The organism is Leptolinea tardivitalis, from assembly GCF_001050275.1.
GTDB lineage: Bacteria > Chloroflexota > Anaerolineae > Anaerolineales > Anaerolineaceae > Leptolinea > Leptolinea tardivitalis.
In genome coordinates this window covers 583,066-605,667 of sequence record NZ_BBYA01000010.1, presented here as the reverse complement: position 1 = coordinate 605,667, position 22,602 = coordinate 583,066, and the positions used below count along the sequence as shown (strand labels likewise).

The 22,602-nt window shown below is 49.3% G+C and carries 19 protein-coding genes and 1 tRNA gene; 19 read left to right on the top strand and 1 reads right to left on the bottom strand.

Annotated elements, in window-relative coordinates; translation table 11 throughout:
- Positions 1-75: 75 nt before the first annotated feature.
- From LTAR_RS12240 to recO, 9 genes are all read left to right on the top strand, one after another.
- Positions 76-2,049, top strand: coding sequence for an ABC transporter substrate-binding protein (locus LTAR_RS12240; protein WP_062422520.1), 1,974 nt, complete (start codon positions 76-78; stop codon positions 2,047-2,049).
- 9 nt (positions 2,050-2,058) lie between these two features.
- Positions 2,059-3,078, top strand: a complete 1,020-nt coding sequence (locus tag LTAR_RS12235; protein WP_062422519.1) for an ABC transporter ATP-binding protein — start codon at positions 2,059-2,061, stop codon at positions 3,076-3,078.
- Positions 3,079-3,091: 13 nt separating this feature from the next.
- Positions 3,092-4,084 carry an ABC transporter ATP-binding protein gene (locus LTAR_RS12230; RefSeq protein WP_062422518.1) on the top strand — a complete coding sequence of 331 codons (993 nt, stop codon included), beginning with the start codon at positions 3,092-3,094 and terminating at the stop codon, positions 4,082-4,084.
- A gap of 28 nt (positions 4,085-4,112) precedes the next feature.
- A complete protein-coding gene (locus tag LTAR_RS12225) occupies positions 4,113-5,285 on the top strand; it encodes a response regulator (RefSeq protein WP_062422517.1) in 1,173 nt (390 codons plus the stop codon).
- Between the two features lie 85 nt (positions 5,286-5,370).
- Positions 5,371-5,441, top strand: a tRNA-Gln gene (locus LTAR_RS12220).
- Positions 5,442-5,506: 65 nt separating this feature from the next.
- Positions 5,507-6,874, top strand: a complete 1,368-nt coding sequence (gene glmU / locus LTAR_RS12215; RefSeq protein WP_081419964.1) for a bifunctional UDP-N-acetylglucosamine diphosphorylase/glucosamine-1-phosphate N-acetyltransferase GlmU — start codon at positions 5,507-5,509, stop codon at positions 6,872-6,874.
- Positions 6,867-8,117: a hemolysin family protein gene (locus LTAR_RS12210; protein ID WP_062422516.1), complete on the top strand. Its 1,251-nt coding sequence runs from the start codon at positions 6,867-6,869 to the stop codon at positions 8,115-8,117. Before glmU ends, LTAR_RS12210 begins: the two co-directional genes overlap by 8 nt.
- Positions 8,117-8,527 carry a cytidine deaminase gene (locus tag LTAR_RS12205; protein ID WP_062422515.1) on the top strand — a complete coding sequence of 137 codons (411 nt, stop codon included), beginning with the start codon at positions 8,117-8,119 and terminating at the stop codon, positions 8,525-8,527. The genes LTAR_RS12210 and LTAR_RS12205 overlap by 1 nt, the downstream gene beginning before the upstream one ends.
- A 3-nt stretch (positions 8,528-8,530) precedes the next feature.
- Entirely contained in the window at positions 8,531-9,301 is a 771-nt protein-coding gene (gene recO, locus LTAR_RS12200) for a DNA repair protein RecO (protein WP_269079270.1), read from the top strand.
- An 18-nt stretch (positions 9,302-9,319) separates the two neighbouring features.
- On the opposite strand, the gene LTAR_RS12195 is transcribed toward recO, so the two are convergent.
- A complete protein-coding gene (locus LTAR_RS12195) occupies positions 9,320-9,787 on the bottom strand; it encodes a hypothetical protein (RefSeq protein WP_139044541.1) in 468 nt (155 codons plus the stop codon).
- 173 nt (positions 9,788-9,960) lie between these two features.
- Here LTAR_RS12195 and glyS point away from each other — a divergent pair, with 173 nt between their 5' ends.
- From glyS to nuoF, 10 genes are all read left to right on the top strand, one after another.
- A complete protein-coding gene (glyS, locus tag LTAR_RS12190) occupies positions 9,961-12,969 on the top strand; it encodes a glycine--tRNA ligase subunit beta (RefSeq protein ID WP_062422512.1) in 3,009 nt (1,002 codons plus the stop codon).
- Positions 12,970-13,246: 277 nt separating this feature from the next.
- On the top strand, positions 13,247-15,181 hold the full coding sequence (dnaG, locus tag LTAR_RS12185; protein WP_062422511.1) for a DNA primase: 1,935 nt from the start codon (positions 13,247-13,249) through the stop codon (positions 15,179-15,181).
- A gap of 53 nt (positions 15,182-15,234) precedes the next feature.
- Positions 15,235-16,860: a sigma-70 family RNA polymerase sigma factor gene (locus tag LTAR_RS17595; RefSeq protein WP_158423440.1), complete on the top strand. Its 1,626-nt coding sequence runs from the start codon at positions 15,235-15,237 to the stop codon at positions 16,858-16,860.
- 197 nt (positions 16,861-17,057) lie between these two features.
- A complete protein-coding gene (locus tag LTAR_RS12175) occupies positions 17,058-17,414 on the top strand; it encodes an NADH-quinone oxidoreductase subunit A (RefSeq protein WP_062422509.1) in 357 nt (118 codons plus the stop codon).
- Positions 17,405-17,887 carry an NADH-quinone oxidoreductase subunit B gene (locus LTAR_RS12170; protein WP_062422508.1) on the top strand — a complete coding sequence of 161 codons (483 nt, stop codon included), beginning with the start codon at positions 17,405-17,407 and terminating at the stop codon, positions 17,885-17,887. The genes LTAR_RS12175 and LTAR_RS12170 overlap by 10 nt, the downstream gene beginning before the upstream one ends.
- Positions 17,888-17,922: 35 nt before the next feature.
- On the top strand, positions 17,923-18,435 hold the full coding sequence (locus LTAR_RS12165) for an NADH-quinone oxidoreductase subunit C (RefSeq protein ID WP_062422507.1): 513 nt from the start codon (positions 17,923-17,925) through the stop codon (positions 18,433-18,435).
- A gap of 52 nt (positions 18,436-18,487) precedes the next feature.
- Complete coding sequence (locus tag LTAR_RS12160; RefSeq protein WP_062532003.1) at positions 18,488-19,582, top strand: hypothetical protein; 1,095 nt, start codon at positions 18,488-18,490, stop codon at positions 19,580-19,582.
- Positions 19,579-20,820 (top strand): NADH dehydrogenase (quinone) subunit D, encoded by a 1,242-nt coding sequence (nuoD, locus tag LTAR_RS12155; RefSeq protein WP_062422505.1) that lies wholly within the window; start codon positions 19,579-19,581, stop codon positions 20,818-20,820. The genes LTAR_RS12160 and nuoD overlap by 4 nt, the downstream gene beginning before the upstream one ends.
- On the top strand, positions 20,817-21,338 hold the full coding sequence (locus LTAR_RS12150) for an NADH-quinone oxidoreductase subunit NuoE family protein (protein WP_062422504.1): 522 nt from the start codon (positions 20,817-20,819) through the stop codon (positions 21,336-21,338). Before nuoD ends, LTAR_RS12150 begins: the two co-directional genes overlap by 4 nt.
- Positions 21,335-22,588, top strand: coding sequence for an NADH-quinone oxidoreductase subunit NuoF (gene nuoF, locus LTAR_RS12145; RefSeq protein ID WP_062422503.1), 1,254 nt, complete (start codon positions 21,335-21,337; stop codon positions 22,586-22,588). The genes LTAR_RS12150 and nuoF overlap by 4 nt, the downstream gene beginning before the upstream one ends.
- Positions 22,589-22,602: the final 14 nt, after the last annotated feature.

Below are 22,602 nucleotides of genomic sequence, written 5' to 3'. Positions count from 1 at the left end.
AAGACGTATAATACGCGGTATTAAGGATAAGGCGGATGCAGCCTGTCTGCATCCGCTTTCTTGTATAGAAAACAAATGCATAAAAATCCCATACAGATAAAATCTCTTACCCATACCCTGAAAGTCGCTATTCCTGTGCTGGTACTGCTTTCATCTTGCCAGCCGGCATCTACCCCGATTCCAACTTCTGTTGCGACAATCGGTGTTATCCCGACCTTCGTCATCCCAACAGCCACAGCAGCCGCACCAGCTGAGAAGAAACTGACAGTATGCCTGGCTCAGGAACCGGCTTCCCTTTATCCATATGCCAGCCCGGTACAATCAGCCTGGAGCGTCCTTGAAGCAGTTTACGATGGCCCCATAGATACCGTAAAATTCACGCCCACTCCGGTCATTCTGAAGAAATTGCCGTCTGTGGCAGATGGTGATGCGGTTATTGAAACCGTCACGCCAGTGGAAGGTGATCCAGTTTTGACCACCTCTAATGAAGTCAAGGCTCTGACCAAAGGGGTAACCGTTTATCCTACCGGCTGCCATTCAGCAGAATGTACAGTTACCTGGGACGGCCTTACAGAATTAAAGATGGACCGGTTGACAGCTACGTACCAGTTGAAGGACGGTCTGACCTGGTCAGATGGCACTCCCCTAAAAGCGGAAGATTCAGTATATTCCTACCAACTGGCGGCTGATACCTCCACTCCGGTAGACCATTATGTCACTGACCGTACAGCCACGTATGAAGCTGTGGATGCTTCCACAGTCAAGTGGACGGGTATCCCCGGTTATCTGGATGCCCTCTATCAGCAAAATTTCTTTCTTCCGTTGCCCAAACATGCCTGGGAAAATATCAAACCAGCCGATTTGCTTACCGCCCCTGAATCTTCTGAGAAACCAATGGGTTGGGGACCGTATGTAATTTCTGAATGGATCAAAGGTGATCACATCACCTTGAAGAAGAATCCGAAGTATTTCCGTGCTTCGGAAGGGCTTCCTAAATTTGATACCTTGACGTATAAATTCCTGGGAACTCAGGCGGATAACAATCTGGCGGCTCTTCAGAAGGGTGATTGTGACCTGGTTGATCCTTCTGCCGGCCTGGAAGCGATGCTCGAACAGGTTCTGGATGCCCAGAAAGCCGGCAAAATAAAAGCGTTTGTCGGTCAGGGTCCTGAATGGGAACAAATTGTCTTCAATATCGTTCCGGCTTCGTATGCCGATGGCATTTCCATAGCCACCGGCGACCGTGCAGACTTTTTTGGCGATGTTCGCACCCGGAAGGCTTTTGCCTACTGTTTTAATCGCGATAAGGCGGTTAACAAACAACTCCTGGAACAATCCATTATTCCAGATGGATTTATGCCGCCGGATAGCCCCCTGGCTGCCAAAGATCTGACACATTATCCGTATGATAGTGACGCTGGCTCCAAACTTCTTGATGAGGTTGGTTGGAAGGATGATGACTCGAATCCGTCTACACCGCGGGTGGCTTATTCCATTCCGGGTGTACCGGATGGCACCAAGTTGTCAGTCAATTATCTGGTGACCAATGCCTATCTCCGTCAAGAAATTGTGAAGGTACTGGCTGAATCGGCATCTGCCTGCGGTATCCAAATCAATGTGAAGACTGTGTCACCTGAAGAAATGTATGCAACAGCCCCCAATGGCGAATTATTTGGACGCAAGTTTGACCTTGCGCAAATCGCCTGGCAGGCTGGCCAACGTCTCCCATGTGATCTGTTCACCACCTCTCAGATACCCACAGCGGCAAACCAGTGGATGGGGATTAATTTAGGCGGTTATTCAAATACCACATTTGATACGAACTGCCAGATGGCGCGTTCAACCGGTACTGACCAGGCTGAAATTCAATCTGCAGTGGCAGCCGTTCAAAAACAATTCTCCGATGACCTTCCGGCCATTCCGTTATATTTTCATTTGAAGATTGCCGCCGCCCGCCCGGATTTTTGCGGGTTGGATATGGATGTTTCTTCCCGGTCTGCTCTGTATGGCATCGAATCATTTGATTATGGGCAGACTTGCCCCAGGTAAGGGAACAATATGGAAAATTCTGACCCTCTTTTACAGGTCAAAGACCTTCACACTTACTTCTACACAGATGATGGCGTGGTGAAGGCTGTTGATGGTGTTGATTTCGAAGTCTTTCCGGGGGAAATTTTAGGGTTGGTCGGGGAATCAGGTTGCGGCAAAAGCGTCACATCATTTTCGATTATGCGTCTGGTAGGCGTTCCTGGCAAAATCGTGTCTGGAGAAATTCTTTTTGAAGGCCAGGATTTGCTGAAAATGCCCGAAGCTGAAATGGTGAAAATGCGCGGCAACCGCCTGTCCATGATCTTCCAGCAACCTCAAACCAGTCTGAATCCGGTCTTTACGGCGGGTGATCAAGTATCTGAAGTCTTGGAAATTCACCAGAACATGCCCCATGAAAAGGCCTGGGAACGAGCCGTTGAACTTCTGAGGCTGGTTGGTATACCCGATCCGGCAAAAAAAGCCAGCGCTTTTCCTCATGAGATGTCAGGTGGACAGGCACAGCGCGTGATGATTGCCATGGGTCTGGCCTTGAATCCGCGCCTTTTAATTGCTGATGAACCCACAACGGCACTCGATGTAACCATTCAAGCGCAGATCCTTGATCTTATGCTTGATCTTCGTAAAAAGACCGGCGCATCCATCATTCTGATCACCCATGATCTGGGCGTAATCTCAGATATGGCTGATCGTGTGGCTGTCATGTATGCCGGTCAAATCGTTGAACAATGTAAAGTGGATGTACTTTTTGAAAAGCCATATCATCCATACTCTCAGGGATTGATCGGTTCCATTCCGGTGCTGGGAAGGGTGGCAGATCGCCTGGAAGTGATTCCTGGAAATGTTCCCAACCTGATTGATCTGCCGGCCGGCTGTCGTTTTGCCCCTCGCTGCCGCTTGAGAGAAAAATACAACCTGGATATTTGCTCACAACAGAAACCATCGTTGGAAGAAATTCAGCCAGGTCATCTTGTCCGCTGTTGGTTGTATCAATCTACAACCGGTCATCAAGCCCCTATTAAGATCAGTTAATTTGGAGAGACACATGGCAGAGCAGTCATATGCCGAAAGGCCTGATTTAATCCGGGTCGAGCATTTAACCAAACATTTTCCTGTACGGGGCGGAATCCTGCAACGTGAAGTTGCCTGCGTTCAGGCGGTAGACGATGTATCATTCACGATCAAACAGGGTGAGACTCTGGGTATGGTCGGCGAATCCGGCTGCGGGAAGACAACCATCGGACGTACCATTCTGCGTCTCACAGAACCAACTTCCGGCAGTATGTTTTTCAACGGTAAAGACGTTTTCAGCCTTAAAGGCCGTGATTTAAAAGAAATTCGGCGCAATATGCAGATCATCTTCCAGGACCCGTATGGTTCTCTCGATCCGCGTGTCCCCATTGGTGACTCTGTGATGGAGGGCTTGAAAATCCACAACATTGGTTCTGCCAAAGAGCAGTACGATGCCACCATCACCATGTTAAAACGGGTTGGTTTGGAAGAATATCATGCCCGCCGGTTTCCGCATGAATTTTCTGGCGGTCAACGCCAGCGGATTGGCATCGCCCGCGCTCTTGCACTTAACCCTCAATTTATTGTCTGTGATGAACCGGTTTCTGCGCTCGATGTGTCAATCCAATCGCAGGTATTAAACCTATTGCGTGATCTTCAACAGGAATTTGGTCTGACTTACCTGTTCATTGCTCATAATCTGAGTGTAGTAGAACACATTTCTGACCGCGTGGCGGTAATGTACCTTGGGAAGATGGTGGAACTCTCTGGCCGTGAAGACCTGTATCGTAGACCTTTGCATCCATATACCCAGGCATTACTTTCCGCCATCCCTATTCCGGGCGCCCGCGGCAAACGGGAGCGAATCATCCTTAAAGGTGATGTTCCCAGTCCGTTGAATCCGCCAACCGGGTGCCGATTCCATCCGCGCTGCCAGTTTGCCAAAGAAATCTGCAAAGAGAAAGAGCCTGCTTTTATTGAAACTGAACCAATGCATTGGGCAGCCTGCTGGCATGTAAACCCTTAATAAGGAAGTTCCAATATATAATTAAGATATGCAAACAAGGCGTATCCTCATAGTTGATGACGCTCCAGAATTCGCAAATCTGGTAAAAGACGCTCTTGCGACTATGCAAATCCCCCTGCAGGTGACGGTTTACCTCTCAGGAGAGGAAGCCTGGTTGGAAGTTCTGAAAACCCGTTTCGACCTGGTGATTACAGACCTGCGTCTACCAGGCATTTCCGGCACGGAATTAATCCGTCGTATTCGACAGCGTTTCCCGAAAATCAAGATCATCGCTGTGTCTGGTCTGGCCGAAGCTGGATTGACGGAGCGTACGCGCGCCGCTGGTGTTGATGCGTTCTACCGTAAACCAATTGAACTGCCACTCCTTATGACGAAGATAGACAATCTCTTATCTGACCTCAGTCAGGAGGAAACGGATGACCGCCCAACAAAGGCGCAGCTCGTCTCCCGCCTGGTAACAGCTCCGATTGGTCTTACACCTCCAGCCAGGGAATCTGCCCCCGAACCACAAAAACCTCCGAAAATTCCGGATGTTCCCAAGAGCCGAATTTCACCTGAAGATCTGGCATCCATGAAAGACCTGGAACAGCGCCTGCTTAAGCTTTTGAAGGAAAGCGGCGCCCAGGGCATGGCATTAACCACGATGACGGGTCAGATTCTGTATTCAAAAGGGATTGTGGAAGATTACAAATTCTCATCAGAACTGATCGATGCTTCTACAATTCTGATTGAATCGTTAAAACGGGTTGCCCACCAACCGGAGGAGACAACCACGCTGGGTATGCTGTCACTTTCGGGCCGGCTGGCAGATATGTTTATGATGCATATCGGCAAGTTTTTTGTCTGGTTGTTTTTCGCGAGTGGAATTCAATCGGCGGAAGCTGGCAAGGCTGCTGCTGCTTTCTATGGTTCACGAGACAGCCTTCAATTTATCCTGAATCTACTCGCCTTATTGCCGGTGCCGACAATTCCTCATCCACCGGTGGAAACAGAAGAAACGAGAAAAGAGAGATTGGCAACATTGAATACGGATGAATTAAAACTGGAAAAAGCCGCAAGTAAGCCGGCTGATAATAAATCTGTGGATGACTTCTGGGAAGCCGGAAGTGCAGAAAAAACAAAGGCGGAAAACCCGGAAACAATTGATTTCGATAAAGCCGCCAGTATGGGACTGATTCCATCTGAGCATCCCAAAAAATAGAAACTGTAAGGTTCGCATATCAGCTTTCCAGGCAGGCAGCCTAAACTTGTGATAAAATCCAGCCTACCGGGTAACCGGGCTGAATTGGGGCATAGTGCAACGGCAGCACACCAGACTTTGGATCTGTGGATCTTGGTTCGAATCCAGGTGCCCCAGCTAAGAATTTCCCATCAGCGCTTCGCGGTTGCCGCGGGGCATTTTTGACTTAAAAGGCAGACATCATGTGCAAATCAACAGTCATATCAGCGGTCATCCTGGCGGCAGGTCAGGGAACCCGTATGCGTTCCAGCCTTCCGAAAGTGCTTCATCCGCTTTCTGGAACACCGCTCATTAAATACTCGCTTGATGCTGTAGCTGGCCTGACGTCCAATCCACCTGTTGTAGTGATCGGTCACGGTGCAGATTCTGTTCGTGAGGTCGTTGGCAGCGCAGCCCGGTTTGTGGTTCAACAACCGCAGCTCGGAACCGCCCATGCTGTGATGACAGCGGAGCAATTGCTCAAAGAGGAAGCCGATTATCTCGTCGTGACCACGGCCGATATGCCGCTGATTCGTCCTGAAACACTAAAAACCCTGGTAGATGCTCAGATGTCCAACAATGGTCCCATCACTATGCTGACCGGATTCGCTGATGACCCGCGGGGTTTTGGCCGCATCATTCGAGCAAATGATAATTCTGTTCAAGCCATTGTAGAAGAAGCGGCTGCCACTCCAGCTCAATTGGCCATCCATGAATTAAATCTGAGTATTTATTGTTTTGAGGCTAAATGGCTTTGGGGTGCTTTGAAGCGCGTGAAAGTCTCTGCCAAAGGTGAATACTATCTTACAGATGTGGTGGCTATTGCCCGCGAAGACGGCCTTTCTGTAAAAGCCATTGTCCTGCCCGATTTTAGTGAAGCCATAGGTATCAATACCCGGGTTCACCTGGCTGAAGCGGAAGCCATATTACGCCAGAGAATCAACCGGCAGTGGATGGAATTTGGCGTTACTCTCACAGATCCGGCTTCCACCTACATCGGTCCTTCTGTAAAAATAGGACGTGATACAACGATTGGCCCTAATACCCACCTGCGAGGAAACACAGTGATTGGTGAGGAGACGGAGATTGGTCCAAATTGCATCATCGAAGATTCTACAATAGGCAGTCATTGTAAAATTCTGGCGGCTGTAATCGAAAAGGCTGTGGTAGAAGATAACGTCAGCATGGGGCCGTTTGCTCACCTGCGCAAGGGCGCCCACCTGATGAAGGGCGTCCATATGGGAAATTTTGGTGAAGTCAAAGATTCCACCCTTCACCCGGGTGTAAAAATGGGGCATTTCTCATATATTGGAAATGCGGATATTGGTGACGACACCAATATTGGCGCAGGGACGATCACCTGTAATTTTGATGGTGTACATAAAAATCCCACCGTAATTGGTAAAAATGTTTTTATCGGGTCAGATACCATGCTGGTGGCACCATTGAATATTGGTGAAAATGCCCGCACGGGGGCGGGTTCAGTGGTCACACATGATGTCCCCGCCGGAGAGGTCGTTGTCGGAGTTCCGGCAAGGCCGCATCATAAAAAAGTAGAGAAAAGTGGTTGAGTATTTCTGTATTGGCATAATTCTTCTTTTAGGGGCTGACTTTTTGGTCAGTGCTGCACTGGCGGCAGAATCATCTGCCAGTGTTTATTCTGTAAGTGATCCACAGGAAAAATCCGAATCGGTCATCAGCCTGACAAAAGGGGCGGATGAAACCGTATATGCTCTGCATATTTCACGCAGCTTCCTGTATTTTTTCCTGTCTGCCTTGATAGTTGGCTGGTTGATCTCTGAAAATGTAATGATCTGGTGGTCCGTTGTCCTCACAGCTGTTGTAGGGGCGGCTCTGGTTAATTTGATGGAAGTGATCACCAGCATCCTGGTCAGACGTAAACCATATATCTGGCTGGCGCGGCTTCAATTTGTGAGCCGGGCTGCTTTGTTTTGTTTCAAACCTCTGGTGATATTTAACCGGGGTGTTAAACCCGTTGATCCGCCTGATGAGCCGAGACAGACCCCGGTAACGGCGGAAGAATTGAAAACCTGGGCGGCGGCTGCCAACGAAACTGGTGGACTGGAACCTGAAGAACGCCGTATGATCCAATCGATCTTTGAATTTGGCGATATTCTTTGTCGAGAAGTTATGGTCCCACGCTTGGATGTCCGCTCGTTGGATGTTAATACGACGGTAAGCGATGCCATTGATGCCTTCATTCGCACCGGTCATTCTCGTATTCCGGTGTTTGAAGATGATCTGGATAACATTGTGGGTATTCTCTATGCTAAAGACCTTTTGCAGCATACCGATGAAATGGCACGGCAAAAATCTCTGGCCGGACTTGTACGCCCGGCATTCTTTGTCCCTGAAACAAAAAAAGTGGATGAATTGTTGCGCGAGATGCAGGAACGCGGAATTCACATTGCCATGGTAGTGGATGAATACGGCGGACTGGCTGGACTGGTTACCCTCGAAGATATTCTCGAAGAAATTATTGGTGAAATCCGAGATGAGTATGACCCGGCAGAAGAACGTCCATACCAAAAATTGGACGAAGACTATTATCTTGTTCAGGGTTGGATGCCGGTGGATGAATTCAATCCAGTTTTTGAAACACACCTGGACCCTGATCTGGCGGAGACCATTGGCGGTGTGATCGTTGCCCAACTGGGAAAAGTACCGGTCGGAGGTGAAAAACTGGATCTGGAACACTGGCAGGTTCAAGTAGAGCAGGTGAGCGGCCGCAGGGTACGAAAACTGCACCTTCACAGACTGTCGGAAGAAAAATCTGATACGGAGGCTGACTGATGGTATTAGATCAGGCAACAAAACTCAACCTGGTAAAACAGGCGAATGAGGTGCGTCGGTTTGCATATGCACCGTATTCCAAATATCCTGTGGGTGCTGCATTGTTAACCTCAACCGGTAAGATTTATACCGGAGTAAATATTGAAAATATCGATTTTACTGACGGTATTTGTGCCGAGCGGACGGCCATTTTCAAAGCGATATCAGAAGGCGAAAGATCATTTGAAGCCATTGCCGTAGTGACCAATAACGGCGGTACGCCTTGCGGTTCATGCCGTCAGGTAATGGCCGAATTTAATCTGAAAATGATAGTAATCATGGGCTCAGCCGATGGGGAAATTCTCAGTGAGATGACTGTGGAAGACCTCCTTCCTGCGGCTTTTGACCCTGGTAATTACCGATTGCCATAGGCTGTGCCCGTTCAGGCGCGTTCCCTAAAAACAGAGGCGGTTGTGCTTCGCCATAGCGAAATGGGCGAGGCTGATCGCTTATTAACCCTTTTCAGCCGCGAAGCCGGCATAATCCGCGCTGTGGCAAAAGGGGTGAGGCGGATCCATTCAAAAAAAGCCGGTCATCTTGAACCATTTACTCGTGTCAGCCTTATGCTGGCCAGGTCACATGAATTGTGGATTGTGACGCAAGCGGTGGCTCTTGATCTGTTCCTGCCTTTACATGAAGACCTGGTCTTAACCGGTGAAGCAGCCTATGTATTGGAATTGGTTGACCGATTTTCGTATGAAGAAGGTGAAAACCGCGATCTATACATGTTGCTGGTAGAAACGTTGGAACGGCTATCGCGCGGCGATCCGATTTTTCCAGCCGTCCATTTTTTTGAAATGCATCTGCTTGACTGCGTGGGCTTTCGTCCCCAGTTATTTAATTGCGTTCGGTGTAAAGAAGAAATCAAGCCAACTGATCAGTTTTTTTCGGTCGTGCAGGGTGGGGTAGTCTGTCCACGGTGCGGTAGTCAGGTTCCTGATGCCCGCCCCATCACAATGGAAGCCTTAAAATACCTGCGAAATTTCCAACGAACACCGTATCCCCGCCTCCTGCAGGCGGTTCCTGCAGCGCATGTGGAACGTGAAGTGGAAATCATTCTGCAGTATTACATCACATTCCTGTTGGAACGGAAATTGAACACACCCCAATTCATCAATGAAGTAAGAAAAAACCAGAAAATCTGAACGTTGTGCTTTTTCTGCCTATTTCACGTCTGTCTCTTCGTAGCGAAGACTTAAGGTCAGATTATCCGTTGAAATGACAGTTCCCTGGATAACCAGCTCTTTTTCCTGGTTGGGGACCCGGAAGGCCATGCTGAAGATTGTATCGGTGATATTTGTGAGCAAGTCATATTCGGTCAATCCGTTGGATTTGGCGTAATCGCGGTAAAACTTAACGGCATCATTGATGGTCAATGTAGTGGATGCAATTGTCATTTCTGGTGTGGATGAAATTATGTTGGCATCATCCGGTAGAGGGAAGGTAGATTCCAGCTTTTTTTCTGCGGATACTGTGGGTGCTTTACCCTGATTCACCTGCGCGACGGCTACCTTGCTTGGTTCAAGAATTGGTGCTTCAGCTTCTTTATTTTTTCCTCCTATAGAATTGCAGGCTGTAATAAGCAAGGCAATCACAAACCACACGGTAAATAACCTTCTCAAATTCATCATATTCCCCTTTCTTAGACTGAGGCTTTCCGATAATTTATTATCCTTTAAGTTCAACTCTCATACAACACACACTGACCTGACATACGAAAATTATTTCTTGAAAAAATCAGAAAACGCAGAGGCGATTCGAGCGGTATAATTCCCAGCCAATAATGTATTTATCTGGAGTCTGTATGTCAAAACCCCTCGATTTCCAATCGATCATGCTCGCCCTCGAGAAATTCTGGGCTGAAAAAGGCTGCCTGGTCTGGCAGCCGTATTACACCCAGGTGGGAGCGGGTACCATGAACCCGGCCACATATCTGCGTGTGTTGGGCCCTGAACCCTGGAATGTTGCCTATGTGGAACCTTCCGTCCGACCTGACGACGGCCGGTATGGAGAAAATCCCAACCGCCTGCAGCAGCATTATCAATTTCAGGTCATCCTGAAACCTGATCCAGGTAATCCACAGGAACTGTACCTTGATTCACTGAAAGCGTTGGGGATTGACCCTGCTGAACATGATATCCGTTTTGTGGAAGATAACTGGGAGTCACCCGCACTGGGTGCCTGGGGTTTAGGCTGGGAAGTCTGGCTTGACGGGCAGGAAATCACCCAGTTCACTTACTTCCAACAGGCAGGCGGTATAGTGCTCGACCCGAATGCCGTTGAGATCACCTACGGATTGGAACGTATTGCTATCGCATTGCAGAACGTCCGCAGTTTCCGTGAAATTCAGTGGAGTGCAGATCGTACATATGGCGAAGTGAACCTGCAGGCAGAACGGGAACACAGCAAGTATTACTTCGAAATTGCCGATGTTGACCGGCTGCGCCAGATGTATAACCTGTTTGAAGCCGAAGCGGAAGCGTCTCTGGAACAGGGTTTGGTATTGCCGGCGCATGATTATGTACTGAAGTGCTCACATACCTTCAACATTCTGGATACCCGCGGTGCCGTGGGTGTGACCGAACGTCAGGCGCTTTTTTCTCGTATGCGCGATCTTGCCCGGCGTGTGGCAGAAGCGTATGTCGCCCAGCGTCAGGAACTCGGTTTCCCCTGGGGCAAGGCAGACAGTGCTTCTATTAATAGCCAGAAGAAAACGTCTGTCATCGCATTGGATGCTGCAAAAGCGCCAGAAAAACCAGAGACTCTGTTACTTGAAATTGGTACCGAAGAATTACCCGCCGCCGATCTGCAGTTTGCTCTGGCCCAGTTAACCGAACGCATGCCGGCAGTGTTGAATGACCTGCGTCTGGAACATGGTGATATTCAGGTAACCGGTACTCCCCGCCGTCTGGTTGTTCGGGTGGAAAAAGTTTCCCCCCGCCAGCCGGATAAGACAAGCATCATCAAGGGCCCTCCGGCAGACCGCGCATTTGATGCCGATGGCAAACCCACTCCAGCCGCCACAGGATTTGCCCGTGGTAAGGGTTTGAAGCCGGAAGATTTGAAGGTTATGGAAATTGATGGCGGCCGTTATGCGGCAGCCGAAGTGCATGAAATCGGCAAACCGGCCGGTCAGGTTCTTCAATCAGCCCTGGCAGATCTGGTGGCTTCCATCAAATTTGATAAAACCATGCGCTGGAATGAAAGCCAGATTGGTTTCTCACGGCCGTTGCGCTGGTTCGTGGCTCTGATTGGCAGTCAGGTGATTCCCTTCCAGTATGCCGGTTTGACGGCTGGAAATATCACGCGTGGATTGCGGTTTGGTACAGCCCCTGAAGCCGTTGTCAATTCGGCAGACGCCTATGCCGATGTCTTAAAATCGCAGGGAATTCTACTTGATCCTGTCAAACGCCGGGCGGTTATTGCCGAACAGGTTTCCAGGCTGGCAGTCTCTGTAGGCGGAAATCCCGAGGTTGACGCGACTCTACTGGATGAGGTTAATAATCTGGTGGAACGTCCTACGGCATTGCTTGGTAAGTTTGACCCCGAATCGCTGAAACTTCCGGCTGAAGTATTAATTTCGGTTATGAAGAAACACCAGCGTTATTTCCCGGTGATTAAACCGGATGGCAGTCTGCTGCCGTATTTCATTGCGGTGCGCAATGGCGATGATCAAAAGATCGAAACGGTCACAGACGGCAATGAACAGGTTATCCGCGCCAGATTTGCCGATGCCGCTTTCTTCATTAATGAAGATATCCGATTCAAATTGGAAGATTTTGTTCCCCAGCTTTCCACCCTTGTTTTCCAGTTCAAATTAGGTTCCATGCTTGACCGCACCAACCGGATTGAAAAACTTGTTGCTGGATTAACAGGAACATTGGGTTTATCGCCGGACGATCAAAAAATATCCCGGCGTGCGGCCCATCTATGCAAAGCTGACCTGGCCACTCACATGGTGGTTGAGATGACATCGCTTCAAGGTGTGATGGGCGGATATTATGCCCGCCGCTCCGGTGAAGAAGAAGCGGTGGCCAAAGCCATTGTGGAGCATTACCTTCCCAAGAACACCGGAGATGCCGCTCCGTCCAGCAAAGCCGGGCTGGTTGTCAGTCTGGCGGACCGGTTGGATTTGCTGGCGGGCTTGTTTGCCGCCGGATTGGCTCCTACCGGAACAAAAGATCCGTATGCCCAGCGCCGGGCTGCCCTGGGTTTTGTGCAGTCTTTAATTGCCTGGAATCTTGACTTCGATACGATGGAAGGTTTGAAATTGGCGGCGGCCAACCTTCCAATTGCCATGTCGGAGGATTCATTGAAAGCGTGCCAGGAATTTATCACCGGCCGCCTCAAAGGTTACCTGACAGACCAGGGTTACCGTTATGATGTGGTTGATGCAGTCCTCGCCCGGCAGGGGAATAACCCGGCTGGAGCCGCCCGTGCCTGCCAGCAGCTCACTGCCTGGGTTCAACGCGATGACTGGAACACCATCTTGCCGGCTTTTTCTCGGTGTGTACGCATCACCCGCAGCCTGAAAGAAACCTTTTCAGTGCAATCGGACACTCTTAAAGAACCTTCCGAAAAAGACCTCTTTGCCCAGATCACCCGCATGGAAAGTGCCTTACAGGGTAAGGTGGCGGTGGATGATTTCCTCAATACATTCCTGCCGGCCATACCTGCCGTCAATGCGTTCTTTGATGCTGTTCTTGTCATGTCTGAAGATCTACAGGAAAAAGCCAACCGGTTAGGCATGCTTCAGCGCATTGCCCGCCTCCCGGAAAATATTGTTGATCTGTCTTTGCTGGAAGGCTTCTAGGCCAGGATAAAAATCGGAATGATGAACAGGGCAGCTTTTTAAGCTGTCCTGTTTGATTCTCCGGGCAGCCTGTCTCTCTCCAACCATCCCCATTTTGATTCCGAAAAAAAGAGGAAGCATAGTACTCGTTGGTAAATAAATATATTGTTTTCCCATGAAAGATGGGAAATGCGGGCATGGATTACTTTTTCTCCTTCTCAATCCTTCTAAATTGCCTATAATTCCCATCCCGAACTTTTAGCACCTTTCCTGAAAAAAGATAGAATCAGATTGATCCATGACTGCAGTTGATGAAATCAAAACCCGACTTCATATTGAAGATCTCGTCAATGAGATTCCTTCTGTAAAGTTGCGGAAATCCGGTAAAAACTATACCGGATTTTGCCCGTTCCATGAAAACAAGCGGACTCCCGCGTTTGTTGTTTTCCCTGATTCGGGAACCTGGCGCTGTTTTGGTCAGTGCAACGAAGGCGGTGACATTTTTAAGTTTGTCATGAAGCGCGATGGCTGTGATTTCTCGCAGGCGTTGAAAACACTGGCTGCCAAAGCCGGTGTAGATCTGGAACCTCTCACACCCCAGCGAAAAGAAGAGGATGAACACCAGAACCGGCTTCGGCAATTACTGGAAGAATCGGTTCTTTTCTATCAGCATTTCCTTACCAAAAATGAAATTGGTAAACCGGCATTGGACTATCTTGTCAAACGGGGCCTTACGATGGAAACATTGGCCTCCTTTGGTCTGGGGTATGCTCCGGAAGGCTGGGACACCCTGATGACCCATTTCACGGGCCGCGGATACACCGTGGATGAGCTTAAGGAAGCCGGTCTGGTCTCTGAAAATCCAGAAAAAGAACATATCTATGATCGTTTCCGCAACCGGATCATGATTCCGATTCGCGATGCGCAGGGACGTATGGCCGGATTTGGCGCCCGCATTCTGAATCCGAATGACAACCCGAAATTTCTGAATTCCCCACAAACCACCCTGTTTGATAAGGGCCGTCTGCTGTTTGGCATGGACCATGCCCGAAAATCGATACGTGAGAAAGATCAGGTGGTGATCGTAGAAGGCTATCTTGACGTGATCATCCTGCATCAGGCCGGGTTCACCAATACGGTTTCTCCTATGGGAACGGCATTGACGGAAGACCAGCTCCGTCAGTTGCAGCGGCTTACGCGCAAAATGATTCTGGCATTGGATGCCGATGCAGCCGGAGCCAAAGCTACCATGCGGGGCCTTGAAATTGCCCGCCAGTCATTGGATCGTGGCGATGAAATGATATTTGATGCCCGCGGCCTGCTGCACGAAGAATCACGTCTGCGGGCAGACCTGCGTGTGACAGCCATTCCCGAAGGTATGGATCCTGATGAAGTGGTTCTCCGTAATCCCGCTGAATGGGAATCTATACTCAAAGAAGCCCGCCCGATCGTTCAGCATGTGATGGATACACTGACATCCGGCCGGGATCTGGATGATCCCAAGGTGAAGGACGAAATCGCCCGCCAGATCATTCCGCTTATAGAAGACCTGGCCAGCCCCATCGAACGGGATACCTATCGTTCACGGTTGGCTGTGAAATTGCACATAAATGAAGAGTCTCTGATGCAATTGCAGAGTGGCGGGCAGATTAAAGGTCGGCAATCGCCACGCCGGCAGACAAAACCGGTCCGGCGTGAACCAGAAGGAACCGCCGGCTGGAAGGATCCTCTACGCCTGTTGGAGAATCATTGCCTGCGTCTGCTTTTATTCAAACCAGATTTGTTTTCGGTTGTGGAAGACGAATTGAAACAGAGGAACTTTCCGTTATTGAGTGTTGATGATTTCCAGTCTACAGAAGCACAGGAGGCATTTTTATTGCTGGTGGATGCCGTACAACAATTAGAAACCAGCGTCCATGATTACCTCCTTGACCATCAACCCGAATCACTTAATGAATTTATGCAGGCGGTTAATGCCGGGATCAGTCTGGAAAACACTCCGGATGATCGTATATTTGATGACCTGTATGACACGATCACCCGCTTACGGCTTATGCAAATTCGCGAAGCCATTGACACCATCCGCTTTCTGGTCACCGATCTTTCTCAATGGAAGGAGCAGCAGGTAGACGAACGAGAATCCCTGCGTGAATATAATAAAAAGATGACAGATCTAACAGGTGAACGTTTCAGGCTTGAAAAAGCCCTGCAACCGGAAATAAATTTCCAATAATCTCCTTATGGTATAGTTAACCCATGTCTCCTCGCCCAAAAATCTCGAAAGAAATGCCTGTATCAAAACCGGAAGGTACTTCAAAGACGCGTGCGAAGAAACCGGCAGTAGCGAAACCGTCCAATGGACGGAGAACCCGCCGAAATGGGGCGGATGATGGATTAGAGAAACCTATCCTCCAGCCTGGCGATGAAGATTTGATCAACCAGGAAGAACCGGATGATTCTGTGCTGGCTCAGACAGGTGATGAATGGTCTGAGTTTGCCCTTGAAGATCCGCTGAAAATCCTGGAAGATCCGGCGGTTGCGGTTGAACTTTCAGAAGATCCGGTTCGTTTGTATTTAAAAGAAATCGGTCAGATTCACCTGCTGGATGCCGACAGTGAATTTCGGCTGGCTGCTATGATTGAAGCGGAACGGCTGATGGAAACATTGCAGCAGCATGTCGGTTCTACAGACGCTGCATTGAACTGTGACGCCCTGTTTACCTGCCTGGCCGAACGGTCGATATTAAGCTGGAACCGTCTGATTGAAGATGCCCGCAGTTTCAACCAGGGCGATCCCCCCGATCTCAGCCTTATACTGGCGGAAGCCCAGCAGCTCAGACGCGGCTGGCAAATCGCTGAGCCTTCTTACCTGCGTCATTACCTCGACAACGGCCAGTGGGGCAAAGATTCTCTCTGGGACGCTCTGGCTCGTAATGCCTTTAACCTGTTTCTAACGTTGAATCTGATGCCAGGGGAAGAAGCCGCAAAATTGCTGGATGAAATCCGCAAGACCGGCCAGATGCCCTCCATCGATTTCTTTATAAACAACCTGCCACCTGTGGAAACCCTGAATGAAGAATTGGAAGGTATCAAGAACCGGGCGGAAGAAGCCAACCAGCAATTGATCCGGGCTAACCTGCGCCTCGTGGTCAGTATTGCCAAGCGGTATCTGGGACGCGGCATTTCATTCCTTGATCTGATTCAGGAAGGTAATCTGGGTTTGTTGCGTGCGGTGAACAAATTCGACTCCACCCGCGGTTTCAAATTCAGCACCTATGCCACCTGGTGGATTCGTCAATCTATCAGCCGGTATATTGCTGAACAGGCACGCACCATCCGCATTCCGGTGCATCTGTTTGAAGCCATCACCCGGTTGTTACGGGTGCAGCGCTCGCTGGTGCAAAAATTGGGCCGCGAACCAACCAATGAAGAACTGGTATTGGAATCAGATCAGTTGGATAAAAAAGATGTGGATGCCATCCGCAAATTCCTGGGTGGTGATGGTGCACTTGATCCTGATATCATGCGCCGCTGGGTGGCGGCTACTGCCAAGGTTCAACGTATATTGCAATCTGCCGAAGAACCAGTCTCTCTAGAGCGCCCGGTGGGTGATGAAGAAAGCAGCCAGCTGGGTGACTTTATCGAAGATGATGAAGCATTGGAACCTATGGATGCAGCCGCCCGCGAGATGCTCCGCGAACAGGTGCAGAGTGCCCTGGCGGCTCTTTCGGAGCGTGAGCGGCAGGTGTTGGAATTGCGTTTTGGTCTGATTGATGGCAAAGATCATACGCTGGAAGAAGTCAGCCGATATTTTAATGTGACCCGTGAGCGCATTCGTCAGATTGAAGCCAAGGCTTTGCGGAAATTGCGTCACCCAACCCGAAGCCGCAACCTGCGCGAATATCTGTCATAACGTCACGGTGATCTGGATATATCCTTAACGTTTCGTCAGGGACGGGTTTCAAACCCGCCCCTGTTGCTTTTTATATCATCCTGCTTCAACCCTGCAAGGAAAATTTCCAAACACCTTCTACAAACCTTGTGAAAAAACACACATACTTTTCCTGTATGCTATACTTACAAATAAGACTGAACTTGTAGGGATTAGCCATGCTCAATGATTACCTTCCCATAATCATCCTCCTTGTTCTGGCAACTGTGCTGGGTTTTCTGGTCCTGATTATTGGTGCCCTTTTCGGCCCCCGGCGGCCAACCCAACGTAAGGCGGCCCCTTATGAATCTGGAATGATTCCCTATGGCCCAGGCACCCGCCGCATATCCGTCCGTTATTATCTGGTGGCGGTTCTTTTTATCCTTTTTGATATTGAAACTGTGTTCTTCCTTCCCTGGGCGGTGGTATTCCGCCAGTTGGGTTGGTTTGCCCTTATCGAGATGCTGGTATTTATCGGTATTCTGCTTATCGGTTTTGTCTATGTTTGGAAGAAAGGAGCACTCGAATGGGAATAGAGCAAAAAGCCGGCAATCTGGGGATCGTTACCACCACGCTTGAACAGGTGGTCAACTGGTCAAGAACCGGTTCGATGTGGCCGATGCTTTTTGGACTGGCGTGTTGTGCCATCGAGATGATGTCAGCCCAGGCGGCGAATTATGATATGTCACGGTTTGGTATGGAGCTCATGCGAGCCAGCCCCCGTCAATCTGACCTGATGATTGTGGCCGGACGTGTGAGCCGTAAAATGGCTCCTGTCTTGCGCCAACTCTATGACCAGATGCCCGATCCAAAGTGGGTGATTGCCATGGGCGACTGTGCCTCATGCGGGGGCGTTTTTAATAACTACGCCATTCTGCAGGGTGTGGATGAAATCGTTCCAGTGGATGTTTATGTAGCCGGGTGCCCTCCGCGCCCCGAAGCATTGATCCACGGGGTGATGACGTTGCATGAAAAAGTTCGCGGTGAAAAACTAAAGACTTGGGCTTGAGATCTTCATCCGGGTCAGTTCAGGACGATAAAAACATGGATTCCCGTCTTCAAGATGTTGTGAATAACTTGAAAGCCCGTTATTCAGGGGTTGTTAGAGAGTTCCGTGGTGAAGTGACAGTTTTGCTTGAGCCGGAACATTTAATCCCAGCATTTACATGTATAAAGGATGAATTCGGGTTCGATATGCTGGAAGCGGAAACGGCTGTGGATTACTGGCCGCAAACCTCTCCACGTTTCCATGTGGTCTACCAGTTGTATTCCATGGAAAAGAATATCCAGCTTCGTATCCGTGTACCTCTGGATGGCAACGCTCCGACATTACCGACAATTGAGAGAATCTTTCCCAATGCCAACTGGCATGAACGCGAAATTTGGGATATGTTCGGCATCCGTTTTGATGGTCATTCTGACCCGCGCCGGCTTTTAATGCCGGCTGACTGGCAGGGGCATCCACTCCGGAAAGACTACCCCCTGGGTTACGAAGAAGTGCAATTTGACTTTAATGCCGAAGAGATCATGGTTCATAAACCCCGGCCGGAAAAATGAAAACAACCGGCATGTTCCACTATTTTACGATAGTCCTCTTTCAGGATTTGCTTTGAAACATAACCGTGTGATCCAACTATCAATGATTCTTACCATGTTCCTGCTGGTTTGCAGTTGTAAAACGTTGTCTATGGCTGTAACGCCGACAGATTTGCCTGCTGTTCCCACCGAAAGTTTTCAGGAGACTGCTCAGATACTTACTGACAATCAGGTAGGATCACAAAATCCACCGGGAAATGGAACTGTGGTTGAAAGTGCCCATGCATCTGTTCCTGTGAAATATGCGTCGGATGCCTGTCTGGTTGAATTGAAAAAGGATTTAGATGAAGCTTACGGTAATGAAGAATCTCCATCGAACGACAACCGACGCTCGATAAGCCGGAGTAAATCAAAACCAGATTCCGATGATGGATCAGTCACACTGGTTACGTATACGGTAAAAGGTGACAAAATCTCCTCCCCGGTTTTGGGGAAGAAGATTCCTTCTGAATATAAGAAGTACACAAAAGATTCAGAATTGCACAACCGCATCTGGAAATTGATTACAGATATCATTCCGCTTGATCAGCGAAAAGACCTCGATCAGTTTATTCTGTTCACAGATGGCCAAGACTCAATCACTGGCTCGGTCGGCGAAGGCAGCACTCCCGATACCTGGTCAGTCGAAATAGATGTGCTGGATTCTGAAAATCTGGCCACCCTGTCAACCACCCTGGTATATGAATTTGGACATATGCTGACGTTGGGTGCTTCACAGGTCAAGTATTATGCCGACACCTGCCAGTATTACATGGCTTCAGATGGATGCAGCAGGGAAGATTCTTATATCAACGGGTTTTATAACCAGTTCTGGTGGAATTTGTATGATGAGTGGAAATCCTACGCCAAACCCGATGAGAATGGCGAAGTCAATGAAGATGGCGCCTATGCCTTTTATGAAAAATACCCTGACCAGTTTGTCTCTGATTATGCTGCCACCCACCCGGAAGAGGATATTGCCGAATCATGGACGTATTTCATTTATTCTGATGTGCCAAAGGGCGATACGATTGCCGAACAGAAGATCCAATTTTTCTATATGTTCCCGGAGCTGGTCGAGATGCGCCGGCAAATGCAAAATAACCTGTGCAATTATTCAAAAGAATGACAGAGAAAACTTCCAACTACCGCGAAACGAATATTGATGAACTTCGGCATCTGGTAACCGGCCGTGCTCTAACCGGCGAGACGATGCTCCTCAACATGGGGCCGCAGCATCCCAGCACGCATGGTGTTCTCCGCCTGCTATTGGAGCTCGACGGCGAAATTGTTCTGAATTGCATACCGGATATCGGCTTCCTCCATACCGGTGTGGAAAAGAACATGGAATCGAAAACATACCAGAAAGCCGAAGTGATGACTGACCGGCTGGATTATCTTAACAATGTCGGGAATAACTTTGTGTACTGTATGGCCGTTGAAAAACTGGTGGATCTTGATGTGCCCGAACGGGCGCAGGCTGTGCGTGTCATTCTGGCTGAATTGACCCGCATCTCTTCACACCTTTTGTGGATCGGCACATCTGCACTGGATCTGGCGGCTATGTCTGTTTTTATGTATGCCATGCGCGAACGAGAGATGATCCTCGATATCATGGAAATGTGCTCCGGTCAGCGCATGATGACGACGTATATTCGTCCGGGTGGATTGTGGCGCGATGTTCCGGCTGAATTTGACGGTGCGGTGCGTAACTTTGTCAATATTTTTCCCCGTCGTTTGGATGAGTATGAATCTATGCTTACCAAAAATGCCCTTTTCCTTGAACGCACAGTGGGGATTGGCCCCATCAGTCAGGAAGATTGCATCCGGTATGGCATCACCGGACCGGTACTGAGGGCTTCAGGCAGAGCATTTGATTTGCGAAAAATTCGTCCATACAGTGGTTATGAGAAGTATGACTTTACCGTCCCCACTCAGACAGCCGGCGATGTGTATGCCCGTTATCTCGTTCGGGTTCAAGAAATGCGCGAGTCAATCAAGATTATTGACCAGGCCATCAACAAATTGCCGGGTGGACCAATCCGCAGCAGTAACCGAAAATTTGTCCCGCCACCGCGTTCAGAGATCGGCGTCAGTATGGAAGCACTGATCCATCATTTCAAACTCTGGACGGAAGGTTTCCCGGCTCCGGCGGAAAGTGTTTACGTTACAGCCGAATCCCCGCGCGGCGAGATCGGCGTATTTCTCGAAGGCGACGGTGGACCCAAACCCTGGCGCATTCATTACCGAACACCTTCATTGTTGAACCTGCAGGTGATGCCATTAATCACCCGCAACCATTTTGTGGCTGACCTGGTGGGTATTATTGGAAGCCTTGACGTTATCCTGGGAGATTCAGACCGGTGAACGAGTTCTTTGTGCAAAACACGGAAGCTATTCAGAAGATACTGTCTGCCTACCCGGCGGGCAATAAACGTCCGGCTGTTATGCCGCTGCTTTATCTGGCCCAGCGGACAAACGGCTTCATTCAGAAAAAAACGTTGGATGAAATTGCAGAAATTCTGGAAATCACTCCAACCGAAGTGGCATCCATAGTCGGGTTTTACACGTTGTATCATGATGAACCCGGCGGCCGTTATCATCTTCAGGTTTGCACAGATTTACCCTGTGCCCTGCGCGGAGCAGACCGTTTTCTTCAGGATCTTTGTGATAACCTGGGCATTAAAGTTGGGGAAACCACCGCCGATGGTTTGATTACCATCGAAGAAGTCAAATGCCTGGCCGGTTGTCATCATGCCCCGCTCTTTCAGGTTCAGGGCGACGGGGATATTTCATATCACGAAGATCAAACGGTGGATGCAGCGATGCAGCTTATCGCTGAGTTGAAGAAGAAAGCGGCGGAACGGGAGGGGACAAACGCATGAGCGCTTACATCCTGTACCGTCATCGTGATATTCCCAACCTGAACCAACTGGATGTGTATCAAAAGAACGGCGGATTTGAAGCCATTAAAAAGGCTATTAAAACCATGAGTCCGGCTGCCGTATTGAATGAAGTAAAAGATTCAGGATTGCGTGGACGCGGTGGGGCGGGGTTTCCCACTGGAATGAAATGGAGTTTTCTTCCCGGCAACCTGTGGCCGCATTATGTGGTGGCCAATGCCGATGAATCAGAGCCTGGTACGTTCAAAGACCGCGAAATCCTTGAATCTAATCCATTTCAGTTTCTTGAAGGTCTCATGCTCGCCGCTTATGCTGTGCAGGCCAATGATGCTTACATTTATCTGCGTGGAGAATTCTGGCAAATTGCCCGCCGGTTGGATACATGCATTGAAGAACTTTACGCTGAGGGATTGCTCGGTGATAAATTGTTTGGCACAAAATATTCACTGCGTTTGCACACTCATCTGGGTGCCGGAGCATATATCTGCGGTGAAGAGACTGCCCTGTTGGAATCTATAGAGGGGCATCTGGGACAACCGCGGCTGCGTCCGCCGTTTCCAGCAACCTTCGGTCTGTTTGGCAAACCAACCGTAATCAATAATGTAGAGACGCTCACCAACCTCCCGCCCATCATCGAAAAGGGAGCTGCCTGGTTCAAAACCCTTGGTACTGAAAAATCTCCCGGTGTGAAGATTTTCAGCCTTTCCGGTTGTGTCAATAAACCGGGTAATTATGAGCTTCCGCTCGGAACCACTTTTCGTGAATTGATTTTTACGCACGGCGGAGGAATCCCGGACGGGCGCACCATCAAAGCGATCATGTCGGCTGGAGCATCATCTGTCATCGTACCCGCCGATGACCGGGCGTTGGATACACCTATGGATTATGAATCCACCCAGGCAAACTTGAATGCCCCGTTGGGATCCGCTTCTGTCATCATTCTGGATGATTCGGTCAACATGGCCTGGCTGGTGAATAAAACGGTGCATTTCTTCCGGCACGAATCGTGTGGAAAGTGCACGCCCTGTCGTGAAGGCACCTACTGGATGAGCCATCTGACCCGGCGGATTGCGGCCGGAGAGGCTGCTCCGGATGATATTGATCTGTTGAACATCGTTGCCCGGCAGATGCAGGGTAAATGTCTGTGTGCTCTGGGTGAATTTTCCACCATGGCTGTCACTTCGGGTATTGAAAAATTTCGGGCTGATTTTGAGAAGCTGGTTAATCATTAGGGTCTATTGTTATT

Coding starts and splice junctions, on each gene's coding strand:
- nuoD (WP_062422505.1), top strand. CDS start 19,579: ATGACAGAGAAAACTTCCAACTACCGCGAAACGAATATTGATGAACTT.
- LTAR_RS12225 (WP_062422517.1), top strand. CDS start 4,113: ATGCAAACAAGGCGTATCCTCATAGTTGATGACGCTCCAGAATTCGCA.
- LTAR_RS12235 (WP_062422519.1), top strand. CDS start 2,059: ATGGAAAATTCTGACCCTCTTTTACAGGTCAAAGACCTTCACACTTAC.
- LTAR_RS12205 (WP_062422515.1), top strand. CDS start 8,117: ATGGTATTAGATCAGGCAACAAAACTCAACCTGGTAAAACAGGCGAAT.
- nuoF (WP_062422503.1), top strand. CDS start 21,335: ATGAGCGCTTACATCCTGTACCGTCATCGTGATATTCCCAACCTGAAC.
- dnaG (WP_062422511.1), top strand. CDS start 13,247: ATGACTGCAGTTGATGAAATCAAAACCCGACTTCATATTGAAGATCTC.
- LTAR_RS12170 (WP_062422508.1), top strand. CDS start 17,405: ATGGGAATAGAGCAAAAAGCCGGCAATCTGGGGATCGTTACCACCACG.
- LTAR_RS12175 (WP_062422509.1), top strand. CDS start 17,058: ATGCTCAATGATTACCTTCCCATAATCATCCTCCTTGTTCTGGCAACT.
- LTAR_RS12230 (WP_062422518.1), top strand. CDS start 3,092: ATGGCAGAGCAGTCATATGCCGAAAGGCCTGATTTAATCCGGGTCGAG.
- LTAR_RS12165 (WP_062422507.1), top strand. CDS start 17,923: ATGGATTCCCGTCTTCAAGATGTTGTGAATAACTTGAAAGCCCGTTAT.
- LTAR_RS12240 (WP_062422520.1), top strand. CDS start 76: ATGCATAAAAATCCCATACAGATAAAATCTCTTACCCATACCCTGAAA.
- glyS (WP_062422512.1), top strand. CDS start 9,961: ATGTCAAAACCCCTCGATTTCCAATCGATCATGCTCGCCCTCGAGAAA.
- LTAR_RS12195 (WP_139044541.1), bottom strand. CDS start 9,787: ATGATGAATTTGAGAAGGTTATTTACCGTGTGGTTTGTGATTGCCTTG.
- LTAR_RS17595 (WP_158423440.1), top strand. CDS start 15,235: ATGCCTGTATCAAAACCGGAAGGTACTTCAAAGACGCGTGCGAAGAAA.
- glmU (WP_081419964.1), top strand. CDS start 5,507: ATGTGCAAATCAACAGTCATATCAGCGGTCATCCTGGCGGCAGGTCAG.